Raw genomic sequence first — 22,124 nt, 5'->3', positions numbered from 1 at the left:
TTCTAATACAACAAAAAGAAGTCATTAAATTAGTTACTATAAAAATTATACACTTTTAGGATAAAAAGAATGAAGTTTACACTCATCATATGTACATACATGCGCCCGAAACCATTGCAAATACTATTGCAATCGGTAAAGAAGCAAATTTTGTATCCCGATGAGATTTTAATTATAGATGGTTCTCGAAATAATGACACGAAAGAAATGTTATCTAAAAATTCATTTGAGAATTTAATCTATTACAAAGTAGATGATTCTGAAAGAGGTTTGACAAAACAGCGTAATTTCGGGATTAGAAATGTAGTAGAAACTAGCGAAATTGTTTGTTTTCTTGATGATGATACAATTTTAGAGGAAACTTACTTTGAGAACTTAATAGGAACATATAAAATCTATCCAAAAGCACTTGGTGTTGGCGGATATATAACAAATGAAGTTAGTTGGACGAAAGTTTCAGTTACACAGAAACCTAATTCAAAGTCATTTGTATATGATGGTTGGTTTCGAACAGAATCATTACGTTTCCGTTTGCGAAAAAGATTTGGCTTACTAGATGATACAAAACCATGCTATTTACCAACATTTTCACACGGAAGATCGGTAAGCTTCTTACCTCCGACAAGTAAAACATATCCAGTAGAACTCTTTATGGGTGGTGTTTCATCGTTCAAAAAAGAAATATTAGATCAAATAAAATTCTCTACATATTTTGAAGGATACGGTTTGTATGAAGATGCTGATTTTACATTGCGTGTTTCCAAATTAGGACAATTATATGTGAATACGGCTGCTCGTTTAGAACATCATCATGATGCTTCTGGAAGACCAAATCAATACAAATACGGTAGGATGGTGGTAAAAAATGGTTGGTATGTTTGGCGTATTCGACACGAAAATCCAACATTGAAAGCAAGATTCAAATGGAATGCAACTGTTTTGTTTTTAACATTCCTTAGATTTGCCAATGTAGTCACACAATCAAAGAAGAAAGAAGCGTTTACAGAAGCTTTAGGTCGCATACATTCTTGGTTTATACTATGGTTTAAAAAACCTAAAAAACATCGTGATAATGTTTAAAAAAATACGATCAGATATCGCCAAATATAAAAAGTATAGCGGAAAAAACGCCTTACTTCTAATCCTCACACAACAAGGTTTGTGGGCAATTATTACGTATCGTTTTTGGAATCGTGTTTATGAGAGTAGATTGCCTTTATTCTTGAAAAATATCATACTTGTTTTTGGAGTTATTTCACAAAAGTGGATAGAAATTATCACAGGAATTCAATTACCATACGCAGCAAAAATTGGGCATTCATTTTACATAGGTCATTTTGGACAAATTATCATCAATGCTAATGCTGTTATTGGAAATAACTGTAATATTTCACAAGGTGTTACCATTGGTGTTAGTGGAAGAGGAGAAAAAAGAGGCGTTCCTGTATTAGAAGATAATATTTATGTTGGAGCAAACGTAACTGTAGCTGGAAAAATCACGATTGGAGCTAACAGTGTTTTAGGTGCAAACTCGTTGGTTGTAAAAAACGTAGAAGCGAACACGACGGTACTTGGTGTGCCCGCTGTAAAAATTAATGATAACGATTCATCTGCTTATATTTAATGAATTTCTTAGTTGTTACATATGCGCCAACCATCAAACGAGAAAATCAATTTTCTTCATATGCACCTTATGTAAAAGAGATGGATATTTGGTTCAAACATGCTGAAAATGTTGGAATTGTTTCCCCTTTTTACTACAAAGAAGCTATTTTAGAAAAAAACTTTAAACGTACTGATATCAAGCGATTTTGGCTGCCGTTTTTCTATTCAAATACATTTGGACAAAAGATAAAAACAGTAATATTATTTCCTGTCATTATATTTCAATTGATAAAAGCATTTATATGGGCAGACCATATTCACTTGCGTTGTCCTGGAAATGTTGGTTTGATTGCTTGTTTTGTGCAACTTCTATTTCCATGGAAAACTAAAACTGCTAAATACGCAGGGAATTGGGATCCAAAAAGCCCACAACCATTGAGTTATCGTATTCAGCGAAAAATATTGTCCAATACATCGCTAACTAAAAAGATGAACGTTTTGGTGTATGGCGATTGGAAAAATCAAACAAATAATATCAAATCTTTTTTTACAGCAACCTATAGAGATTCAGATAAAGAACCTATTATTTCTAGAAAATTAACAGAAACATTAGAATTTAGTTTTATTGGTTCGTTAGTTATTGGAAAACGTCCGTTAGTAGCAATTCAAATTGTAGAAACTCTATTTAAAAAAGGTTATAATGTACGATTAGATTTATATGGAGATGGTATAATGCGATCAGAATTACAAGAATACATTCAAAAAAAACAACTAAAAGAGTATATACAATTACATGGAAATGTACAAGGTGAACTCATCAAAGAAGTGCACAAAACTAGACATTTTATGTTATTACCTTCAAAATCGGAAGGTTGGCCAAAAGTAGTTGCAGAAGCTATGTTTTGGGGTAGTTTACCAATTGTAACAAAAATTTCATGCGTTCCATACATGTTAGATGAAGGAAATAGAGGTGTTTTGATTGATCCGAATGTAAAAAATGCAGTTGAAGAAATTGAAAAAATGCTTCAATCTGAAGAAAAATATCAAATAGCTGTTGAAAAAGCGATTGAATGGAGTCGAACATACACGCTGGATAAATTTGAACAAGAAATAAAATCATTACTATAAATGTTGAACGTTTACACAGATCAAAAATTTTTAGAGAAACATTCAAAAGGAGAAAAGTTTCCACTTGTGTATGCGTTGCTATTTGATGAACGAAACGAATTTACAGAAGTGAAGAATTTCTATCAATTAGTTGAAAATATAGCAGAAGCAGAAGTTGCAATATTACCATGTTCATGGAATTATTATTTGAAAAATAACTTAGAAAAAGTAGCCGAAAAATTTATAAATGATTGCGATGGGTATAATTTAAAAGTATTGACGTACGTTTCTGGAGATCAAGGCGTAATGCCTTCAAATAAAAATGTTTTTGTATTTAGAACAAGTGGTTATAAAAGCAAAAAATTACCGAATCAGATTGCGTTTCCTGCATTTTTCAAAGATCCATTAATTCATTATATAGAAAAAGAAAATCATCAAGTTCGTGTCAAAAGTGAAAAACCTGTAATTGGTTTTGTAGGCCAAGCAACAGCAAACGTTTTAAAAGCTGCAAAAGATATTGGATTTATTGTTTATCGAAATTTAAAATTTCATCTTGGAAGATCCTTATTAGAACCACAACAATGGTTTGCAGCACCCTACATGCGTTATAAGTATTTGAGGCGTTTAGAAAAGAACAATAATATTCAAACGAATATTATTTATAGAGAACGATATAGAGCTGGTATAAAAAGTAATCGTTCTGCAGACAAAACAACGTATGAATTTTATGAAAACATGAATGACTCTGATTATATATTCAACCTAAGAGGCGCAGGAAATTTTTCAGTTCGGTTTTATCAAACATTAGCAATGGGAAGAATTCCGGTTTTGATTGATACAGACTGTTTATTGCCATTAGAAGGAATCATTGATTGGACAAAACATTGCATTCGAATTTTGCAAGGAAATGAACATGAAATGGAAAAACAATTATTAACATTTCATAAAAATCTAACACAAGAAAAATTTGAAGAAATTCAAATTGAAAATCGTAAGCTTTGGGAAGAATATTTAACCTTAACTAGCTTTTTTGCAAGGATTCATGATTTATTGAAAGCAGGTAAACTATAGTCTTTGAGCCTCTGAGACTACTTTACCCTAACAAAAAAATGACAAAATTTAAATTAATTTTATTCATAAACTTATAAAATGAAAACGCTACAAGTCATTGATACATTAGAAGCTGGTGGTGCTGAGAAATTAGCATTAACCTACGCAAATGCATTAGCGACTGAAGTTGATATTTCTTATCTATGTACAACACGCAAAGAAGGAATTCTTAAAAACCAGCTTTCAAATAACGTTGAATATTTATTCTTAAATCGTGCAAAAACATTTGATTTTAAAGCTATCAAACGATTAAAAACATTTATTAAAGAACACAAAATCACAATAGTTCATGCGCATGCTACATCTTTTTTTATTGTGTTCTTAACCAAAATGATCTATCCAAAATTTAAAATGGTTTGGCACGATCATTATGGAAATAGTGAATTTTTAAAGGAACGTAAGTCGTTTGTATTAAAAGTTGCTTCTTATTGGATGAATGGGGTTATTGCTGTAAATCAACAATTAAAAGATTGGGCAGAAGAAGAATTAGCGGTTTCAAAAGTTACCTATTTATCAAATTTTCCTGTAAAGAATACAACTGTAGCAAAAACAACAAATTTAAAAGGAACACTAGGAAAACGAATTGTGTGTTTGGCAAATTTACGCCCGCAAAAAGATCATTTATTATTGTTAGAAGCTTTTAAAAATACTATAAAAACACATAACGATTGGACATTACATATTGTCGGAAAAGATTTTGAAGATGATTACTCTCGAAAAGTACAATTATACATTCATGATCACGGATTAAGTAAAAATGTATTTGTATATGGAAGTAAGGAAGATGTTTCGCATATACTGGCACAATGTGATATTGGAGTATTATCTTCACAATCTGAAGGATTGCCAATAGCATTATTAGAATACGGTTTACATGGTTTAGCGGTTTTAGCAACAGATGTTGGTGAGTGTAATCGTGTAATTGCTGATGATTCAAAAGGATATTTAGTTAAAAGTAAACAAGTTACAAAGTTTGCAGAAAAACTAAATATTTTAATAGAAAACCAATTAGATAGAACAAAAAAAGCAGCAAATTTGCAGAAACATATCAATCAGCATTTTGCACAAGAAGCAATCATACAACAATTAAAAACTTTTTATAAAGAATTATAATGGCTACGTCTGTAGGAAGAATAGAAAGAGAATTATTAGCTATGGGAAAATCAATGTTTCTCAAGCTTTTGCTATTTGGTATTTTAATATCTTATTTCTACAATGTAGCAGTTTTTAAATACAGTATCACGGGAAGCAACGAATTACGATTATATGATTTTTTAGGAATGTTAGTGATCTACAAATTTGTAGAGAATCTAGATACTCTCCTTTGGTTTATCAATCGTAAAAGATATTTACAATACTTGTGGATTTTCATCAAATGGTCGTTGTTTATGATGATATTTACATTCTTGATTAGTTACATAAATGGACGACTTACTTGGATTTTACGTACAGTATTATTCATGTATCACTTCATTACGTTTTACTTTTCGTTCGTGTTTTTTCTTATTCTAATGCGAAATGTCAAGATATTACGTCAATTTGTTTACTTATATATAATTATGGCAATCATAGCTACTTTAGTAGTATTGGGACAGCATTTTGGAGTCATAGGCTATCTATGGAGTGATATAGATAGGAAATCTTATGGAGGATTCCTTTCTGGGATTTTAGGCCCTAATAAAATTGTATTAGGAATGGTTATGATGACTTCATTAATTACGTTCATTGGTTTATTTTTGGAAAAAAACCTAAAAATAAATCGCTTATTTCTTTTAGGAGGTATCTTATTCGCAATTATTGCCCTATCATTAAGTGGTTCACGAACAAGTTATGTTGGATTATTAATCTTTGCGTTATATTTCTTTGTAAAATCTACAGGTAAATTTTTATATATCTCCTTCTTTGTTGGAGCAGGATTATTAGCTGTTGCAGCCTATAATTCAGAAATTTTTTCCATCATAACAGATGTATTCAATGGGCGTGTTATCAATAAACTTTCCGACCCTTCACTAATAGCAGAAGGAGATATAGATGGTTTGTATGAAGATTTAGGTGCTGGACGTAAAAACTTGTCAGTAAAATACATAAATTATTTATTAACACATTTATATATTGTGCCATTTGGGTCAGGTTTTAACAACTTTATTCTCATTGGAAACTCAGCACATAATATTTATCTAACACTAATAAACGAAGTTGGTTTGGTAGGATTGTATTTTTATGTTAGATGGTTATTAAACTATTTTACGATAGATTATAAGCAATTTAAAAACTTAGGTATTGCTATGAAAGGATTGGTATTAGCAATGATGGTTACCTTATTATTTGGTGAACATTTATACGTTTACCGACCTGTTTTTGCTATATTGGGCTTGTTTTTATTTTCAACAGCAGTGTTAATTACACCAAGATATTATAAAAAAGTATGATCAACTTTGAAACCTACACAATTGGAGTTATAATTCCCTATTACAATGCTGCAAAACACATTGAAAATGTAGTGAATAAGTTGCCTGTGTTCATTTCTAAAGTAATCATTGTAGATGATTGTGGAAAAGAACCAATTCCTGAAAGTTTAGTAGCACAATCAAAAACATCTGATCGTATTGTGATTGTTAAGAATGAAAAAAACTTAGGTGTTGGTGGTGCTACTAAACACGGTTTTCAAAAAGCAATTGAATTAGAACTTGACTATGCAATAAAAGTTGATGCAGATGATCAAATGGATAGTAGTTATATACCTGATTTGTTGAAACCCTTAATAGAAAACAAAGCAGATTATGCAAAAGGAAATCGTTTTAAAGATTTTAAAGCCTTGCGACAAATGCCGTTTGTACGAAAGGTTGGAAACTTAGGATTATCATTTTTAATCAAAGTTGCTTCAGGATATTGGAATAATTTTGATCCTACTAATGGTTTCTTTGCGATAAAAGTTGAATTACTTAAGCAACTCGATTTCACAAATATTCACCGAGATTATTTCTTTGAATCCTCATTAATTGCAGAATTGTATTTTCAAGATGCACGAATCAAAGATGTGCCAATGCCAGCAAACTACGGAGATGAAAAATCGAGCATGAAAGTTTGGCAAATACCATTCATATTTATTCCAAAACTGACAAAAACGTTCATAAAACGCATCTTTAAAAGTTATTTTATTTACGATTTCAACATAGCGTCTATATATCTATTATTTGGTTTTCCAATGTTTCTATTTGGTGTGATTTACGGAATTTATAATTGGGTTTATTATGCTTCTTTAGGTGAATTTACGCCAACAGGAACCATTATGCTAATTACAGTTTCACTAATTCTTGGGTTCCAGTTGTTACTACAAGCCATTCAATACGATATTCTAAAAGCCCCAAAATCTGAAGGATGAAGCGCAAACACATCATTGTCATACTATTGAATGTTTGTATTGCTTTTGGATATTATCTAGGAAATCTGTCAGCAAACGAAACACATTTAAGCTCTGATTTACACAACATTATACCTGTATGCCTCAAAAAAGATGATCCAACTTTATTTGCGAAAGATCTATTTTGTAATGATATCAATAATGTAAAATATTATACGCCTTTTTATATTGAAACATTACGCTTTTTAGCAAAATTCACAGACGGAAACTATGTGCAGGCACTAAATATACTTACATTTATCTGTCACATTCTTTTTGGATTACTTTGGTATTTCTTATTATTCAGAATCACCAAAAACTTCTGGATAGCGCTTTTTGTGTCTATCTTTATGAGAGGAATTATTTGGATTCCAGGTTACGAGTATTGGGGAATCTCAGACTTATGGTCTATGTTACCACGCGTTGTCTATTACGCGGTATTGCCATTACCATTTTTACTATTCAACTTTAAAAACAACCTAAAATTATACATAGCTGCTTTTTTAGCAGGTTTATTATTCAACTTTCATCCAATCACAGGTTTAGGCGGTGTTTTATTATTTTTCAGTTATGTGTTTTTACATGACTATTATGAAAAAAAGAAATTATTAAAACTATTAAATTTACGTAATGTAATAGTCATCGTCTTAGCATTTTTAGGAATGTTGCCCTTTTTTCTAACCTATTTTGGAAACGTTTCTACAGACGCAAACTATGATTTATCATTATATCATGAAGCTATAGAACTTAAATTTTCTTCATTTTTACGCGAACCGACAACTTTTTGGAAACAATGGCTACAATTAAAATATATAGTGTATTTTATTCCTGTAGTAGTATTTGCAATCTATGCTTATGCAAGAGGAAATCGAATAGATAAAACACGTAGCAACTACTTATTAATACTAAGTGTAGTGTTGTTTGTATTGCCAAATATATTTACATTTTTAGAATTATTTGTAAATGAAACATTTGACAAAAACATTCGAATGTCATTCCAATTGGTTCGAATTCAAAAACTATTGATCGTAGCATTTTTCTTTGCCATCCTATTTATATTAGATGTTTTATACCGAAATGAACGCTTTCAACAGTTGTTTCCATTCATCTTTGGTGGTTTTCTATTACTTTTAGTAATCTCTAAGCATCAAACATTTGATGCTATTCCTATGGCTTCTAATGATATTGTTCGACGTGTATTGCCAAATTCATTATCAATCGGAAACATTGCAAACGGAAATGATGATGAAGATTTACATGAAGTATTGACGTTTATAAGAGAAAAGACACCTGAAGATGTGTTATTGTTTGCCCCAGATATTGGACGATCAGGCGGAAGACGTTCGGTTGATTTAGATAGTAAAGGCGCTAACATGTTGATTGAAGGAAATCCAAAACGATTTGTAAAATGGTATCAAGACTACAAGGAATTTACAGCGTTAGATAGAGTAGAAGGAAATCAATTTTTACGCAATTATGGTGTAGATTATGTATTAATTTACATAGATTTACCCGAATTAGAGCTCATTATTCAAAAAGGGAAATGGCGATTGTATAAAGTAAAGGAAAGAATAAAACAGTAGTTAATACACATGAAAATCCTAAAAAAAGCCATAGTATTTGTATTCATTATCGGATTTCTCTTTTCGAGTTATATTGGGTATTGCTATTTTATGAAAAAACCTGTGCCTTTCTTTGGACGAAAAATTACAGGAGCTTACTATTCAATAGGAACGAGTGTTTCAAAAAATCCGCTTGAGTGGAATGTTAATGAAGCAGAAGTATTTAATAGAGAAGTGAATGATATTGCTAAAAATCGTTTAATGGCTGATCCTTTTTTGCATAATCACAATGGAAAATGGTATGCTTTTTTCGAAATTATGAACGGAAAACATGCAGATGTTGGTGTAGCTATTGAAGAAAATGGTAACTGGAAATACTTAGGAATTGCATTAGATGAATCTGTTCATTTATCTTATCCATTTATGTTTGAAAAAAATGGAATTTCCTACATGATTCCAGAAACAAAACGTCATGAACAAGTTCGTTTGTATAAAACTGATAATTTTCCATTTGACTGGAAAGTAGATAAAATCCTGATTAAAAATGAACGTTTGGTAGATGCAACATTATTTGAAAAAAATAATGTGTCATATATGTTTGCAACCAAAAATGATGAGTTAAAACTTTATTATTCTGATAGTTTATATGGTGATTGGAAAGAACATCCAAGTTCTCCTTTACGAAAAGAAAACTATACGCGTTCGGCTGGGCGTGTTTTTCAAGAAGATGGAAAAACAATTCGTTTTGCACAAGATCATTTTGGAGGATACGGTCGTGCTGTATATGGTTTTTCAATTGATTCTATATCTAAAACCTATTATAAAGAATCATCTTTACCAAACAATCCAATTTTGAAAAATCAAGGCGATTCTTGGACGAAAAATGGAATGCATCATATTGATATCCATAAACTTCCTAACGGTACATACAAAGCTATTTATGACGGATATGGTTATGGAGTAGAAAAAATAACTTTTAGTTTTTCAAATAATTTCTAGATGATTGTTTATGTTGGAAATATCGTTTCAGGTCATGGAAAAACAGCAACTACGATTGAAACATTGGGGAAGTTGCTACAAAATGAAGATTTTGAAATTCGTGTAACTTCTAACAAACAAAACAAAATCTTACGCATGTTTGATATGCTTTGGACAGTTTTTAAACATCGCAAAAAAACTTCTAAAGTGCTGATTGACACATATAGTACCTCTAACTTTTACTATGCATATTTGGTGAGTAAGTTGTGTATTTTACTGAAAATAAAATACATTCCAATATTACATGGTGGAAATTTAGAAGAACGTTTAAAAAACAGTGTTTCCAAAAGTGAAACGATTTTTAAAAATTCGGAAATAAACGTATGTCCATCACTTTTTCTAAAAACAAAATTTGAAGCACATGGATATACAAACTTGGTTCATATTCCAAATAACATAGAACTAAATGATTATCCTTTTAAAGAGCGAAAACAAGTAAAAGCTAGACTTTTGTGGGTACGTTCGTTTGCCGAAATTTACAATCCAACGATGGCAATAAAAGTTGTGAATGTATTGAAAAATAAAGGTTTAGAAGTAGAATTATGCATGGTTGGTCCAGAAAAAGATGATTCTTTCACAAAAACAAAAACTGTAGCGAAAGAGTTGAATATAGAAGTTACTTTCACGGGAAAGTTATCTAAACATGATTGGATTTCACGTGCTAAAGCATATGATATTTTTATCAATACCACTAATTTTGATAATATGCCTGTAAGTCTCATAGAAGCTATGGCGCTTGGAATGCCTATAGTTTCTACAAATGTTGGGGGAATTCCATTCCTAATTGAAAATTTAAAAGATGGTTTATTGGTTGAGTCAAACAATGTAAATGAAATGGTAAAAGCTATTGAAAAGCTTATCAAATCACCAGAATTGGTTCAAAAACTGACAAAACAAGCCAAACAAAAAGCAACTCAGTTTGATTGGGAAATTGTCAAAAATCAATGGAAAACATTGTTAGATTCATAAAAAAATAATTTTATTAGATCAAAAATAAATCTATCGTCACAAGTACTTTATAACTCATAAAATTTAATTATTTTCACTTTTTATTGACTCAAAATATGCTTCATAAATTACTTTTTAAACTTGGCGAACGTTTACGTAATCCTTCCATTCGGAAGTGGTTTGCCTTTTTAAAAGCATCTGAAAAATGGTCAATTCAAGAATTGGAAAACTATCAATTACAGCAACTTACGGAACTAATCACTTTCGCAAAAGCAAATTCAAGATACTATAAAGAACAATTTAAGGATATTGATGTTAAATCATTTACGTCGCTAGAAGATATCAAACAATTACCATTATTGTCTAAATCTGATGTAATTGAGTATAATGAAGCAATTCATACAAAGCATTCCTTCAAAAAAGTATTTACTGCAACAACTTCAGGTTCATCGGGAGATCCGTTAGTATATAAAAGGGAAGAAGAAGCCGATTCGTTTAACAGAGCTTCTATATTTAGAGGATATTCGTGGCATAATGTACAGCCATGGGAACGAAATGGTTATTTTTGGGGATTCGACTTTTCATCATTTAAGCGTCTTAAAGTTAAAGTTTTAGATGCATTACAAAATCGCTTCAGAGTATTTGATTATAAAGAAGAAGCCTTTAATCAATTTGTGAAAAAGTTACAAAAAGCGAAGTATATTCATGGATATTCATCTATGATTTATCAATCTGCAAAATTAATCAACGAGAAAAATCTTCCTAAACCAGTACATATTAAAATGGTGAAAGGAACTTCGGAGAAAATTTACGATAGTTACAAAGAAGAAATCAAAAAAGCCTTTAATGTTCCTATTATTAGCGAATATGGTGCTGCAGAAACTGGTATTATTGCCTTTGAGTGCGAAAAAGGATACATGCATATAAACATGGAAGGTGTAATTGTAGAAGAAATTGATCATCAAATTGTAGTGACAAATCTACAAATGAAAACTTTCCCAATTATACGGTATCAATTAGGTGATTATATTCAGTTAGCACCTAAAAATAAGGCGTGCGCTTGTGGAAAAGCACATTATATATTAGAAGAAGTTACCGGAAGAATAGGAGAGAACGTATATGGAAAGCAAGAAATATACCCTAGTTTATATTTCTATTATATCTTTAAAAACCTTGGTGAAAAACATAACTTAAAACTTACGTATCAAATTATCCAAAAAGAAAAAGGAATTCTTATATTTAACCTCGAAGAAAACATAACCAATAAACAACAACAATTACTAAAACAAGAGATTTACAACTACTTCAACGATGATATTACCTACAACATTTATCAAAACGTGAAGAAGATGGAAGTGAAAGGAAAAACGAAAAGTTTTATCTCTTATATTTAATTATAGTATGTCCTCAAAATCTAATATGCATTTCGAAATTTCGGAACGTAAGCTCTTACTTAGGGTTTTCGATGTCTTAGCCTTGTTGTTTGGATTGTATATAGTGTCAAGTATTTTTGATTTCGATTACTTTAAAATTACACACGAACGTTGGTTTTGGTCTGTAGTTTTAATTGGGTACTACTTATTATTTTCTACAGTGCTAGAAATGTATGACTTACGAAAAAGTAGTAGATTTGATAGTACTTTCCAGAGTTTGGTGTTAACAGTTTCTATTACTGTATTATGCTACTTATTAACACCGTTCTTTACACCAGAACTTCCTGAAAATCGTTTACAGATACTTTATTTCTTTTTGGCAATTTCTGTTGCAATCTATATTTGGCGTTGTGCGTATATATTCTTTATTTCATCACCTAGATTCTATAAAAACATTCTTATCATTGGAAACAAAGAAGAAGTGTCTATTATAGCAACTGCGATTAAAGATCATACAAAGTATGCGAAAGTAGTCGGTTATATAAACTCAAGTTCGACAACTGCAGACAATAATATTGACTTAAGTGATTTGGAAGAAATTACTAGCTTAGATTTACCAAAGGTTGCTAAAGAAAAAGCAGTTTCAGAGGTTATTATAGCAAGTAATGAACGTGAAGAATTAAATAAGCCGTTATTTGAAGGTTTAATCTCTTTGTTGGAAACTGGCTTACCTATAAAAGAATACATTCAAGTATACGAAGAATTGACATTTAGAGTACCGGTTCAATACGTTGGAAAAGATTTTTACAAATACTTTCCGTTTAGTCGAAGCAATCAAAACAAGTTATATTTATTCTTTCATCGTTTGTTTGATATTCTATTTGCCATATTAGGATTAACAGCAAGCTTGTTGTTTTTACCATTAGTGCTCATTGGAAACTTAATTGGAAATAGAGGACCATTATTCTATACACAAGAACGTGTTGGGAAAAACGGTATTCCTTTTAAGATATACAAATTGCGTAGCATGGTGGTGAATGCAGAAAAAAACGGCGCTGTTTGGGCGACAAAAAATGATAACCGAATTACGAAGTTTGGCAGCTTCTTACGTAAATCACGTTTGGATGAAGTACCTCAGTTTATCAATGTTTTAAAAGGTGAAATGAGCATGATTGGTCCAAGACCTGAACGTCCTGCTTTTGTAAAACAATTATCAGAAAGTCTTACGTTTTACGAAATTCGTCATATAGTAAAACCTGGTGTAACAGGTTGGGCACAAGTAAAAACAGATTATGGAGCTTCTATGGAAGACAGCTTGCGTAAACTCCAATACGATTTGTATTATATAAAACATCGTAGTTTCTTTTTGGATTTAAACATTATCGTAAAAACTCTGAGTACAGTATTGTTTTATCGTGGACGGTAATTTTTTAAATTTAATATTCCTGTCTTTGCAGTAGATTTATAATTTCATTCATATTATCTCTACTATTTTTTTTATCTTACAAGAAGAAAAATAATAAGCGTATTTTTCAAAATTACCCCTCAAATACATAAGTTTAATTTAATACAGAACACTAAATTTCTATTTAGAGGTGTACATTATATGAATATAAAAATACGAAAACTCAGCGCTTCACAATTTCCAGCACTTCATTTTTTAAATATAAAAGACAGTTTTTGTCTAGCTAAATTCAATTATTACGTATGTTGATAAATGAATTTAAGACAATAGTAAAGAAGAAGAAAGATGTACTTCCTTTTTTGAAAAAGTTAACAGCAAAAGAAAAAAGAGAACTCGTTCCTTTTTTAAAACAAATACTCTCGGATCGTAGAAAACTTGTAAGAAAAAAAATTCTAGGTGTTCCATATGGTTACGAGCTTTTATATTCAGATGCTCAATTATTTATTGTAGAAACAGCTTGTTTTATCTGTTACAATAAAACCGATGCACGAAGCCTTTTTTCTAGGCACAACATGATGGTTAGTCAGTATGTAATTAAGGAGATATTGCCTTGGTATGTTCCCAAATGGTATGATGCATTTATAAATGAAGAAACTCCTTGGGTACTTCGGTATGATGAATTGTTAGACATATATCACAAAGGATATATAACAACACTTTCGAAATCATTAGTTGTAGATAAATTAGCGCGAGTTATTATAGATTTTAATGATAAAAGAGAAGTTCTTGTATATACTCCCGAAATACTATGGAAGCATAAAATTACTTTAGATACGCACTTTTGGTACTTTTTTCAAGAAGAATCATTACTTCATGATTATAAACATTATTGGGCTTCAATATACGAGGGAGAAAAAAAAGATTTATGGATAGAAACAATTTTGAATCTTATAAAGGATAACAGAATTGATCGTAAAAAGTTAATAGAAGCCATCATTCTTAGTGGATCGTTACAATTTGAGAAAGCATTGAGTAATTGGTTTCTTAACTTGCTTAAAAAAATTGCACCCGAAAAAGAAGAACTTCTAACATTGCAAGATGCATTATTTGTTGGTCTAAATTCAATAGATCCCACAATAGTACAATCGAATTTAAGGTATGTAAAATTGATAGCTTCTGAACCGAAATTTAATCGTTCAGACTTTATAGAGTATGTATCTATACTATTAAGTTCAGAAACAAAAACGGTGGTTAGTGATACTTTAATCATTTTGGAAAGAATAGCCAAAATAGAAACAAAATTTCATGTAATTATATGTGAAAAAGCTACTGAAGCCTTGTTGCATGCAGATGAAAAAGTACAAATCAAAGCTGCAAAAATTATTCGTAAATATGGTGATGTAAGTGATAAAAAATTCCAATATATAGTACAAAGTCATACAAATAACTTATTTAATGAGTCAAAAGGATTATTAAAAGAATATCTAGATAATTCAACAGCAAAACCCATTTGTATTAAGGAAGAAAGTACAAAAGAAGTTATTGACTTTTTTACAGAAGATAATAAACTTTCGGTCTATGAAACTGTTGATGATTTAATCTTTTTAGTCCAACAGGCATTTCACAACAATGACATACATTATGTAGACCTTGTGATGCATGCTGTTCCTAAATTAACCATATTAATCAACGATGAAAACAGTATTAAATTTGTGCCAATTGTAAAGCGATTTCTTGAAAATGTAATTTTCATAGGAGGAACAGATATTGGTTCTGTAGATTTTGCAGTTTTGTTTTATTTATATGATTTTGGTAAATTTCTTGAAAAGAAATATCCATTAACATTTCAAGATGCTATAAAAGAAAAAGAGCAGCGCATAAAAGAACTTCTTAAAAGAAAAGCTTCTGATGATGAATTTGTTTATTACTCTGATTATAAAGGATTATTTAAAGATTTAGAAGAACAATCAGTTACACATAGTGTATGCAAGATACATTTAGAATTATTAAAAAAGTCTAAAGAGTATATACAAAGCGGTTGTACTATACCACTATTGTCATTACCAACACATTTACCATTTTGGATAACTCCACAAGTACTTATTGATAGAATTGTGCTGTATTATGAGCAAAAAATTGAAATTAATATATATGATTTTCAAATAGCCATTGGAAGATTACCAATTCAGGAAAATTCAAAAGGGATTTTGGAAGAAATAGAACGTATTCAAAATGTAGAACTAAAAGCAGTATTCAAATATCATTTTGATTTAGAAAAGATTCAAAACAGTCATATTACAAAGCCAGCATTTTGGCTACAAAGTGTCATAAGTAAAAACAATAAAGAAGATAGTATTTACTTTGAAACGAAGATCTTGAAACAATCAATGTTTACAATTGAAAAGTTGCCAAAATTCACAGATATTTCAATCCTAAAAAATAATACACTTGGAATTCCATGTATATATAATGAATTATATTTTTCAGATTATTTTTATGAAAAAGGTGGTTTTCCATATATAAATACAGAATTGATAGCTGTTATGCCAAATAATCCAACTGTGTTTTTAAGCAATGCTATTGAAATATCATTACAAGAATCTACTTTTTCTAATGAAAGCACCAATATGTATATTGTTAGTTCATTACAATTATTACATGAAATATGGCATAGATATAATTACAAAGAAACTACTTATCTATTTGTATCAATTGGAATGTTGTGTAGTAATAAAACGGCCAGGGAAATTGCTGCAGAAATTTGGATAAAAGGAGTTTCTAATGATATAATGAATACCACGTTAGTAGGAACATATTTAGGGAAACTACAATATGACACCTATGCACCTATGAAACGTTTTACAGATATAATAGAAATGCAGCTATTACATATATCCAAAAAGCATGATGTACAACTGTTTAAGTTACTGTCAATAATGATTCGTGATATGCATGATACGCCTTTACGCGGAGGAAAAAAGTTATTAGAATTGTTTTTAGAACTCAAACGTAGTTTTCCAACAATTCCAATTGATACAGGAATGAGAGAGAAATTAATGATTTGGAAAGAAACAAAGAGTTTACAATCGGTGATTAATAAGCTTCTCAAAAATTAAAACAAAATAAGTATCTTTTGATACACTAAAGTAATTATAAAAATATGGCAACAAATACACTTAACTATCAATATAACGCGCTTTCAAGTTTACAAAATACAAATGGACAAGAGAACTTATTATTGTCAAAATTTAATGAAGTGCACAAAGGAAATTCGCCATGTTTCTTTTGGGGAAAATTAAACAATCCGTATGAATTATCACGATGTTTAATTACGTTGTCTAACATTGTACAATCGAGTTTCAATTTGTCTCCATTTCAATTAGGATTACTAAAAGATCCAATTGTAACCGCTGGAAATAATCAAATACGATTTGAAGGATTTTCACATTGCGCAGGTGTATATGCTAGGGTAGATGTGTTAGAAAATGGTCAGGATGGTGAATTTATAGAAAACGGAACGACAAACGTAGATTTTAATACACCCTTAATTTCTGAATTAGGAAAAATTAAAAAGAATGATGATTTGATTCTTTCTGTTGGGAAAAAAGAAGTAGGGTTTCATAAAGAAGGAGAAAGTTTTATAGAACGAAAAGTACCATTGCCAACCAAATGGATTAAAGGATTGACAACGGTTCAACATTATTTTTCAGAATCAGATTATGCATTGACATTGAGTCGAATTCAAGCGTTGCAACTTTTTAAATCGATTCCTTCTGGAAAAGTGAAAACAGATTATTTTCTTATCAAAAGAGGAAGCAAATATATGTTTAGTCCACTAAAAGCAAAAAATGCAGTTTGTATTGGTGGAATTCATCGATTAAAATTAGTACAACCACTTATTCCATTAATTAATGAATTAAAAATATATCCACAAAAGGACATGCAATCGGTAACATTTATCCTATGCTTTAATGAACTAAACCTTGTGTTTTCTGTTTCCAGAGATTTTTGGAGAGGATTTTCAGGAGAAGGTGCAGCTTTAGAAGCATTAATAGAAGATTTGCCAGATTCGCTAGTAAAAGCATTTGATAACTATTCATTTACTAATCAAGAATTCAATCCAACATTACTTTCATTTGAAGCTGGTATTGACATTTCTAAAATAGATAAACTTGCGACTAAACTATCTGCCATGGGATTATTAGGCTATGATTTGGACAAAAATGGTTTCTTCTATCGAAGATTACCTTTTAAATTAGAACGAATACTCTCCTTAAATCCAAGACTGAAAGGCGCAGAAAAACTTCTAGAAGAAAATAAAGTAAATATTACGTCTAAAAAAGATAATGAAATAGAAGCAAGGGTAGAAGGTAGTGGCGTACAGCATTATGTAATTTTAAAAGGAGAAACACAAAAATGCACTTGTACTTGGTTTAGTAGAAATCAAGGAGAACGTGGTGTTTGCAAGCATATTTTAGCAGTAAAAAAAATGGCAAAATCATTGTAATATGCTGATCAACGAACTCAAAGAAATAGTCAAAATTGAAAAAGATGTAGTTTCTTTTTTAAAAAGTCTTTCACTTAATAGAAAAGAGAAAACCGCATTTGTTAAAGAGGTTAAAGAATTACGAAATATTGTTTTTGAACGAAAAGATTCTACAAAGAAAACAAAATGGGGAATAGAATATTCTTCAAACCCAACACATAGCGACCAACAACAGCAAACAATGAACTTAGTTTGCTTTTTGCTTTATAATAAAACAGACGCCAGAAGAATTTTTTCAAACAATAACTTTCTTATATCCAAAAAAGTTATTAATGAAATACTTCCTTGGTTTGCACCAAAATGGTACAGTGATTTGGTTAATGAAGCAAATCCTTGGGATTTAGATTATGATTTATTAATCTATTTACAAGAACAGGAATATTTAGAACCTTCCAAGGAGCTTATAATCGCCAAATTACCAAATGCTATTGTGGATAGTACTTGGGTAGATGGTGTGCATAAGGTATCATATAAACCAGAAGTTTTACTAAGAAACGAAGTAACCTTAGAAACACATATTTGGTATTTGTTTGAAGAAGATTCTGGAATTAATTTTTTAGATGTTTGGATAAAAACCATTGTTGATTTTACAAGCAAAGGACATTTAAACAGAAAAAAAGTATTAATCGCTACTATTTATACAGCAACTAAAGGGTTTAATCAAACCTTAAGCGGATGGTTTTTTGAACTTTTATTAAAACTTAATCCAACAAAAGAAGAAGTGTTAATGCTTCAAGACGAACTATTTTCAGCATTAAATTCTCCACATTCAAAAGTAGTTAATACGGTTTTAAAATATTTTAAAATCGCCGCGATTGCTAAAGAGTTTAAATATATAATTTTTATTGAAAATGCTTCTATATTATTGAGTTCTGAAGTAAAATCAGTTGTGAACTCTACCTTAATGATTTTAGATAAAATTGCAAAAACACATAAATCACTTCAGATTGATATTTGTAAAAAAGCAACGGAAGCTTTGCTAAATACTGATGAGAAAATTCAAGTACGTGCCGCTAAAATTATTAATAAATATGGTGATGCAACAAATGAAGAATTAGCTGCTGAAATAGAAATGTATACAGATGCTTTGCTGTATGCCAGTAAAGAGATAATTAGCGATTATATTCATACCGATCCTACGGAATTAGAGGACGATATTTCTGAAACTGTAGAAATGGAAGTACTTTCTGAACATACAAGGTTACCTGTGTATGAAACGTTTGATGACTTAATTTTCTTTGTAAGCCAAGTATTAGCTAATAATGAAATGTATCATATTGACTTATTATTGATGTACTTACCAAAACTAAATCTTTTAATTACTAAAGACAATGCATCAAGATTGGCTCCAATTTTAAAACGTGCTTTTGATTTGTCATTTTCGCATGAATGGAATAGTCAAATAGGCTATATAGAGTCTATGGCTGCTTTATATATTAATGATTTAGGAAAAGAAATTGTCAAGAAATATCCAACTGAATTGAGTAATTTCTGGAAATATAGAGATAAAAAATTTAAAGAAGATACTTGGCGAAATGGTAGCAAAAAGGAATATTTAAGACGGTTTGAATCTCATTCAATACCATATTATGTTTATAACCTACATCGCTTTCTATTTGCGTATTCCTTGGGTAATATTAGAAATAAAAGAACTATACCAGTATTATCAACACCGACGCATGCGCCTTGTTGGATAGCTCCTGAAGTATTCTTGGATAGAATGTTAGATATACAAAAACAAGGAGGGCAATTCAATCTTTATGATTTTCAAATTGGTTTGGGAAGAATTCCGCTAACAGAAATGACTACAGAAATTTCAAGAAAAATTGATCAAATTAATGAAAAAGAAATTCGTTTAGTATTACGCTATCACTTTGGAGGAATTGATTTTGATAATTGCAAAATTATTGAGTCTAAATTTTGGTTACAAAGTATTTTGACAAGAAAAAATCCTGCAAATATTACACGTTTTGAAACAATCACATCAACTAACTTACAATTTCAAATTGCTATGTATGAATGGTCTTGTAAACCCAGAGAAAACACATATAAAGTATATGATTATCAGTCAAGAAAAGATGTTAAAAAAACTATTATTGAAAAACAATTAAAGTTTAATAACTTTATTAGAAAAACACACACATATAGTTCTCCACTTGAAAAAATTAAAAACTTCTTCAATAAAAAAGTAAATAAAAAAGCTTTTGATGATGACAATATATATAAGTTTATTTACTTCAAACGAGAACAATATGTAACAACCATTTTAGCACATGATGATATTAAATTTTTGTATTTAGCTCCTAACAATCCAGGGCCATATTTAGCACAAATCATTCATAATAATATGAAAGAATCTAAATTCTATGATGAGAATAGTAAAAAAAACATGGTTAATGTTTTAAAAGGATTATATGAAATATGGTATCGTAAAGATTATAGCGAAACAACCTATTTATTTTTAGCTACTGGTTTTTTATGTAGTGATAAAGTTGCCCGAGAAATTGCTGCTGAAATTTGGATAAAAACTACAAGTGAACATACAATGAATCATACTTTATTAGGGTATGCCATTGGGAAGTTACAATTTGGTGAATACGCACCAATGAAACGCTTTACAGATATTTTTGGATTAAATATGTTTAATATTTCTAAAACACACAATCTACATTTATTTGAATTGACAGATGCTATCATCAAAGAAATGAATGATACACCAATGCGTGGTTTAAAAAAGCTATTAGAGCTCTTTTTAGAACTCAAACGAAAATTTCCGAATATTGACATTAGTGTAGGAGTAACACAAAAATTACGTATTTGGAAAACATCTAAAACTTTAGAGAAAGTAATTGAAAAGTTAATTTAACCGTCTAAAATAATACGTCAAATATGCATAACGAACAGCTAATCCTATTAGTAAAGGAATAGCGCTTAAAGCGAATATTTGAAAATTAATTAACCATAAGAAAAGCATCACAACGATTAAAGCTAATAAAAAAGTGGAATGTCTCCACAATTCTCTGCATTCTTTTTTAGCAGATAAGAACTTTAATATAAAGAAAATATTAATTGGTAACAGCCATAAAACATTCCAATTCATTGCTGTTGCAGTATGATCGGTTGCAAACCAAAGTAAGGTAATCATGATTCCTGCAAGTCCAGTTGCAAGCATAATTACAGCGTCAAGCCAGCGTGTACGTTTATTCTTTTTATAATCTAAAAACGTAATGATTAGTATAGCCAGTAAGATGAGCGTAAAAATCACATACGGAGAAAATAGCTCACTTCCACCTGACATTTTCCTTCTTGGTTCCTCTAAAATAGTTTTTGTTTCTTTTACAACAGGTTTCCCGTTGAATGTAGCATTTTCAAAGGCTTTAAAAACATATTCAGGTAAAAACTGATATTCTTTAGGTGAAGCAACTTTATCAATGACAGATCCTAGCGCAATATCAATTCCAAAGCTAGACCAAGAATTTGAATTTAGATTATCGTGAATTAAATCTCTAAATGTTTTTTGTTCTGTAAGATGATCTTCGTTAAAAATAATTGCATCACCAAGATTCTCTTCTATAATATCTCTCTTTTTTGTTGCACAATTATTAAAAAAGAAATCATACTTATAAAAACGATTTTCTTCTTTATAATTATTTTCTAAATAGTCTAATAAGGTACGATTCTGCTCAGGAGTAAAGTCTAAAACCTGTTCCTTCACCCAGCGTTTTTCATATTTGTACGTTCGTACAAAGTTTTTAAAACTAGTTCTTCCTAATTGATACGGAAGTTTTCCTTGTGCAAATTTGACATAGAAGTTTGGTGTATTAAAGTCAAACACACCATAATTGTACACAACATCATATCCATATACAGGATCTTTTAAACGAAATGCACTATGTCCAAAAGAAGAATAGAGTTCTTCTCCGGCGCCACAAGTAACTATAGAAAATTTGGCTTCAGGTGAAAGCTTAATTTGCTGTCCTAAAAGGATTCCAGTGTATAAAAAGAGTAGAAGTAGAACAACTTTTTTCAT

The 22,124-nt window shown here is 30.3% G+C and carries 16 protein-coding genes; 15 read left to right on the top strand and 1 reads right to left on the bottom strand.

Annotation, left to right across the window (positions count from 1 at the left end; all coding sequences use genetic code 11):
• The first annotated feature begins 69 nt into the window (after positions 1–69).
• The 15 genes from Q0828_RS13030 to Q0828_RS12960 all read left to right on the top strand — a co-directional run bounded on the left by Q0828_RS13030 (position 70) and on the right by Q0828_RS12960 (position 20,960).
• Positions 70–1,080: a glycosyltransferase family 2 protein gene (locus Q0828_RS13030; protein WP_298421498.1), complete on the top strand. Its 1,011-nt coding sequence runs from the start codon at positions 70–72 to the stop codon at positions 1,078–1,080.
• Positions 1,073–1,624: a serine acetyltransferase gene (locus Q0828_RS13025; RefSeq protein ID WP_298421495.1), complete on the top strand. Its 552-nt coding sequence runs from the start codon at positions 1,073–1,075 to the stop codon at positions 1,622–1,624. Before Q0828_RS13030 ends, Q0828_RS13025 begins: the two co-directional genes overlap by 8 nt.
• Entirely contained in the window at positions 1,624–2,733 is a 1,110-nt protein-coding gene (locus Q0828_RS13020) for a glycosyltransferase (protein ID WP_298421492.1), read from the top strand. Before Q0828_RS13025 ends, Q0828_RS13020 begins: the two co-directional genes overlap by 1 nt.
• Entirely contained in the window at positions 2,734–3,783 is a 1,050-nt protein-coding gene (locus tag Q0828_RS13015) for an exostosin family protein (protein WP_298421489.1), read from the top strand.
• A 78-nt stretch (positions 3,784–3,861) separates the two neighbouring features.
• On the top strand, positions 3,862–4,935 hold the full coding sequence (locus Q0828_RS13010) for a glycosyltransferase (RefSeq protein WP_298421486.1): 1,074 nt from the start codon (positions 3,862–3,864) through the stop codon (positions 4,933–4,935).
• Positions 4,935–6,251 (top strand): hypothetical protein, encoded by a 1,317-nt coding sequence (locus Q0828_RS13005; protein WP_298421483.1) that lies wholly within the window; start codon positions 4,935–4,937, stop codon positions 6,249–6,251. Before Q0828_RS13010 ends, Q0828_RS13005 begins: the two co-directional genes overlap by 1 nt.
• Positions 6,248–7,204, top strand: coding sequence for a glycosyltransferase family 2 protein (locus Q0828_RS13000; protein ID WP_298421479.1), 957 nt, complete (start codon positions 6,248–6,250; stop codon positions 7,202–7,204). The genes Q0828_RS13005 and Q0828_RS13000 overlap by 4 nt, the downstream gene beginning before the upstream one ends.
• Positions 7,201–8,805: a hypothetical protein gene (locus Q0828_RS12995; protein WP_298421476.1), complete on the top strand. Its 1,605-nt coding sequence runs from the start codon at positions 7,201–7,203 to the stop codon at positions 8,803–8,805. Before Q0828_RS13000 ends, Q0828_RS12995 begins: the two co-directional genes overlap by 4 nt.
• Positions 8,806–8,814: 9 nt before the next feature.
• The gene (locus Q0828_RS12990) at positions 8,815–9,783 is read left to right on the top strand and encodes a hypothetical protein (protein WP_298421473.1); all 969 of its coding nucleotides are present in this window, start codon (positions 8,815–8,817) and stop codon (positions 9,781–9,783) included.
• Complete coding sequence (locus tag Q0828_RS12985) at positions 9,784–10,791, top strand: glycosyltransferase family 4 protein (protein WP_298421470.1); 1,008 nt, start codon at positions 9,784–9,786, stop codon at positions 10,789–10,791.
• Between the two features lie 95 nt (positions 10,792–10,886).
• Entirely contained in the window at positions 10,887–12,164 is a 1,278-nt protein-coding gene (locus Q0828_RS12980) for a phenylacetate--CoA ligase family protein (protein WP_298421467.1), read from the top strand.
• Positions 12,165–12,171: 7 nt separating this feature from the next.
• The gene (locus tag Q0828_RS12975) at positions 12,172–13,569 is read left to right on the top strand and encodes a sugar transferase (RefSeq protein WP_298421464.1); all 1,398 of its coding nucleotides are present in this window, start codon (positions 12,172–12,174) and stop codon (positions 13,567–13,569) included.
• A gap of 281 nt (positions 13,570–13,850) precedes the next feature.
• Positions 13,851–16,664 (top strand): DUF6493 family protein, encoded by a 2,814-nt coding sequence (locus Q0828_RS12970; RefSeq protein WP_298421460.1) that lies wholly within the window; start codon positions 13,851–13,853, stop codon positions 16,662–16,664.
• A gap of 44 nt (positions 16,665–16,708) precedes the next feature.
• Positions 16,709–18,055 (top strand): SWIM zinc finger family protein, encoded by a 1,347-nt coding sequence (locus tag Q0828_RS12965; protein WP_298421457.1) that lies wholly within the window; start codon positions 16,709–16,711, stop codon positions 18,053–18,055.
• 1 nt (position 18,056) lies between these two features.
• Positions 18,057–20,960, top strand: coding sequence for a DUF6493 family protein (locus Q0828_RS12960; protein WP_298421454.1), 2,904 nt, complete (start codon positions 18,057–18,059; stop codon positions 20,958–20,960).
• On the opposite strand, the gene Q0828_RS12955 is transcribed toward Q0828_RS12960, so the two are convergent.
• The gene (locus tag Q0828_RS12955; RefSeq protein WP_298421450.1) at positions 20,952–22,124 is read right to left on the bottom strand and encodes a DUF4105 domain-containing protein; all 1,173 of its coding nucleotides are present in this window, start codon (positions 22,122–22,124) and stop codon (positions 20,952–20,954) included. The genes Q0828_RS12960 and Q0828_RS12955 overlap by 9 nt on opposite strands.

The sequence above is a fragment of the uncultured Kordia sp. genome, from assembly GCF_947496985.1.
Lineage (GTDB): Bacteria > Bacteroidota > Bacteroidia > Flavobacteriales > Flavobacteriaceae > Kordia.
The sequence above is the reverse complement of the archived record's forward strand: the minus strand, read 5'-3'. Positions and strand labels throughout refer to the sequence as shown.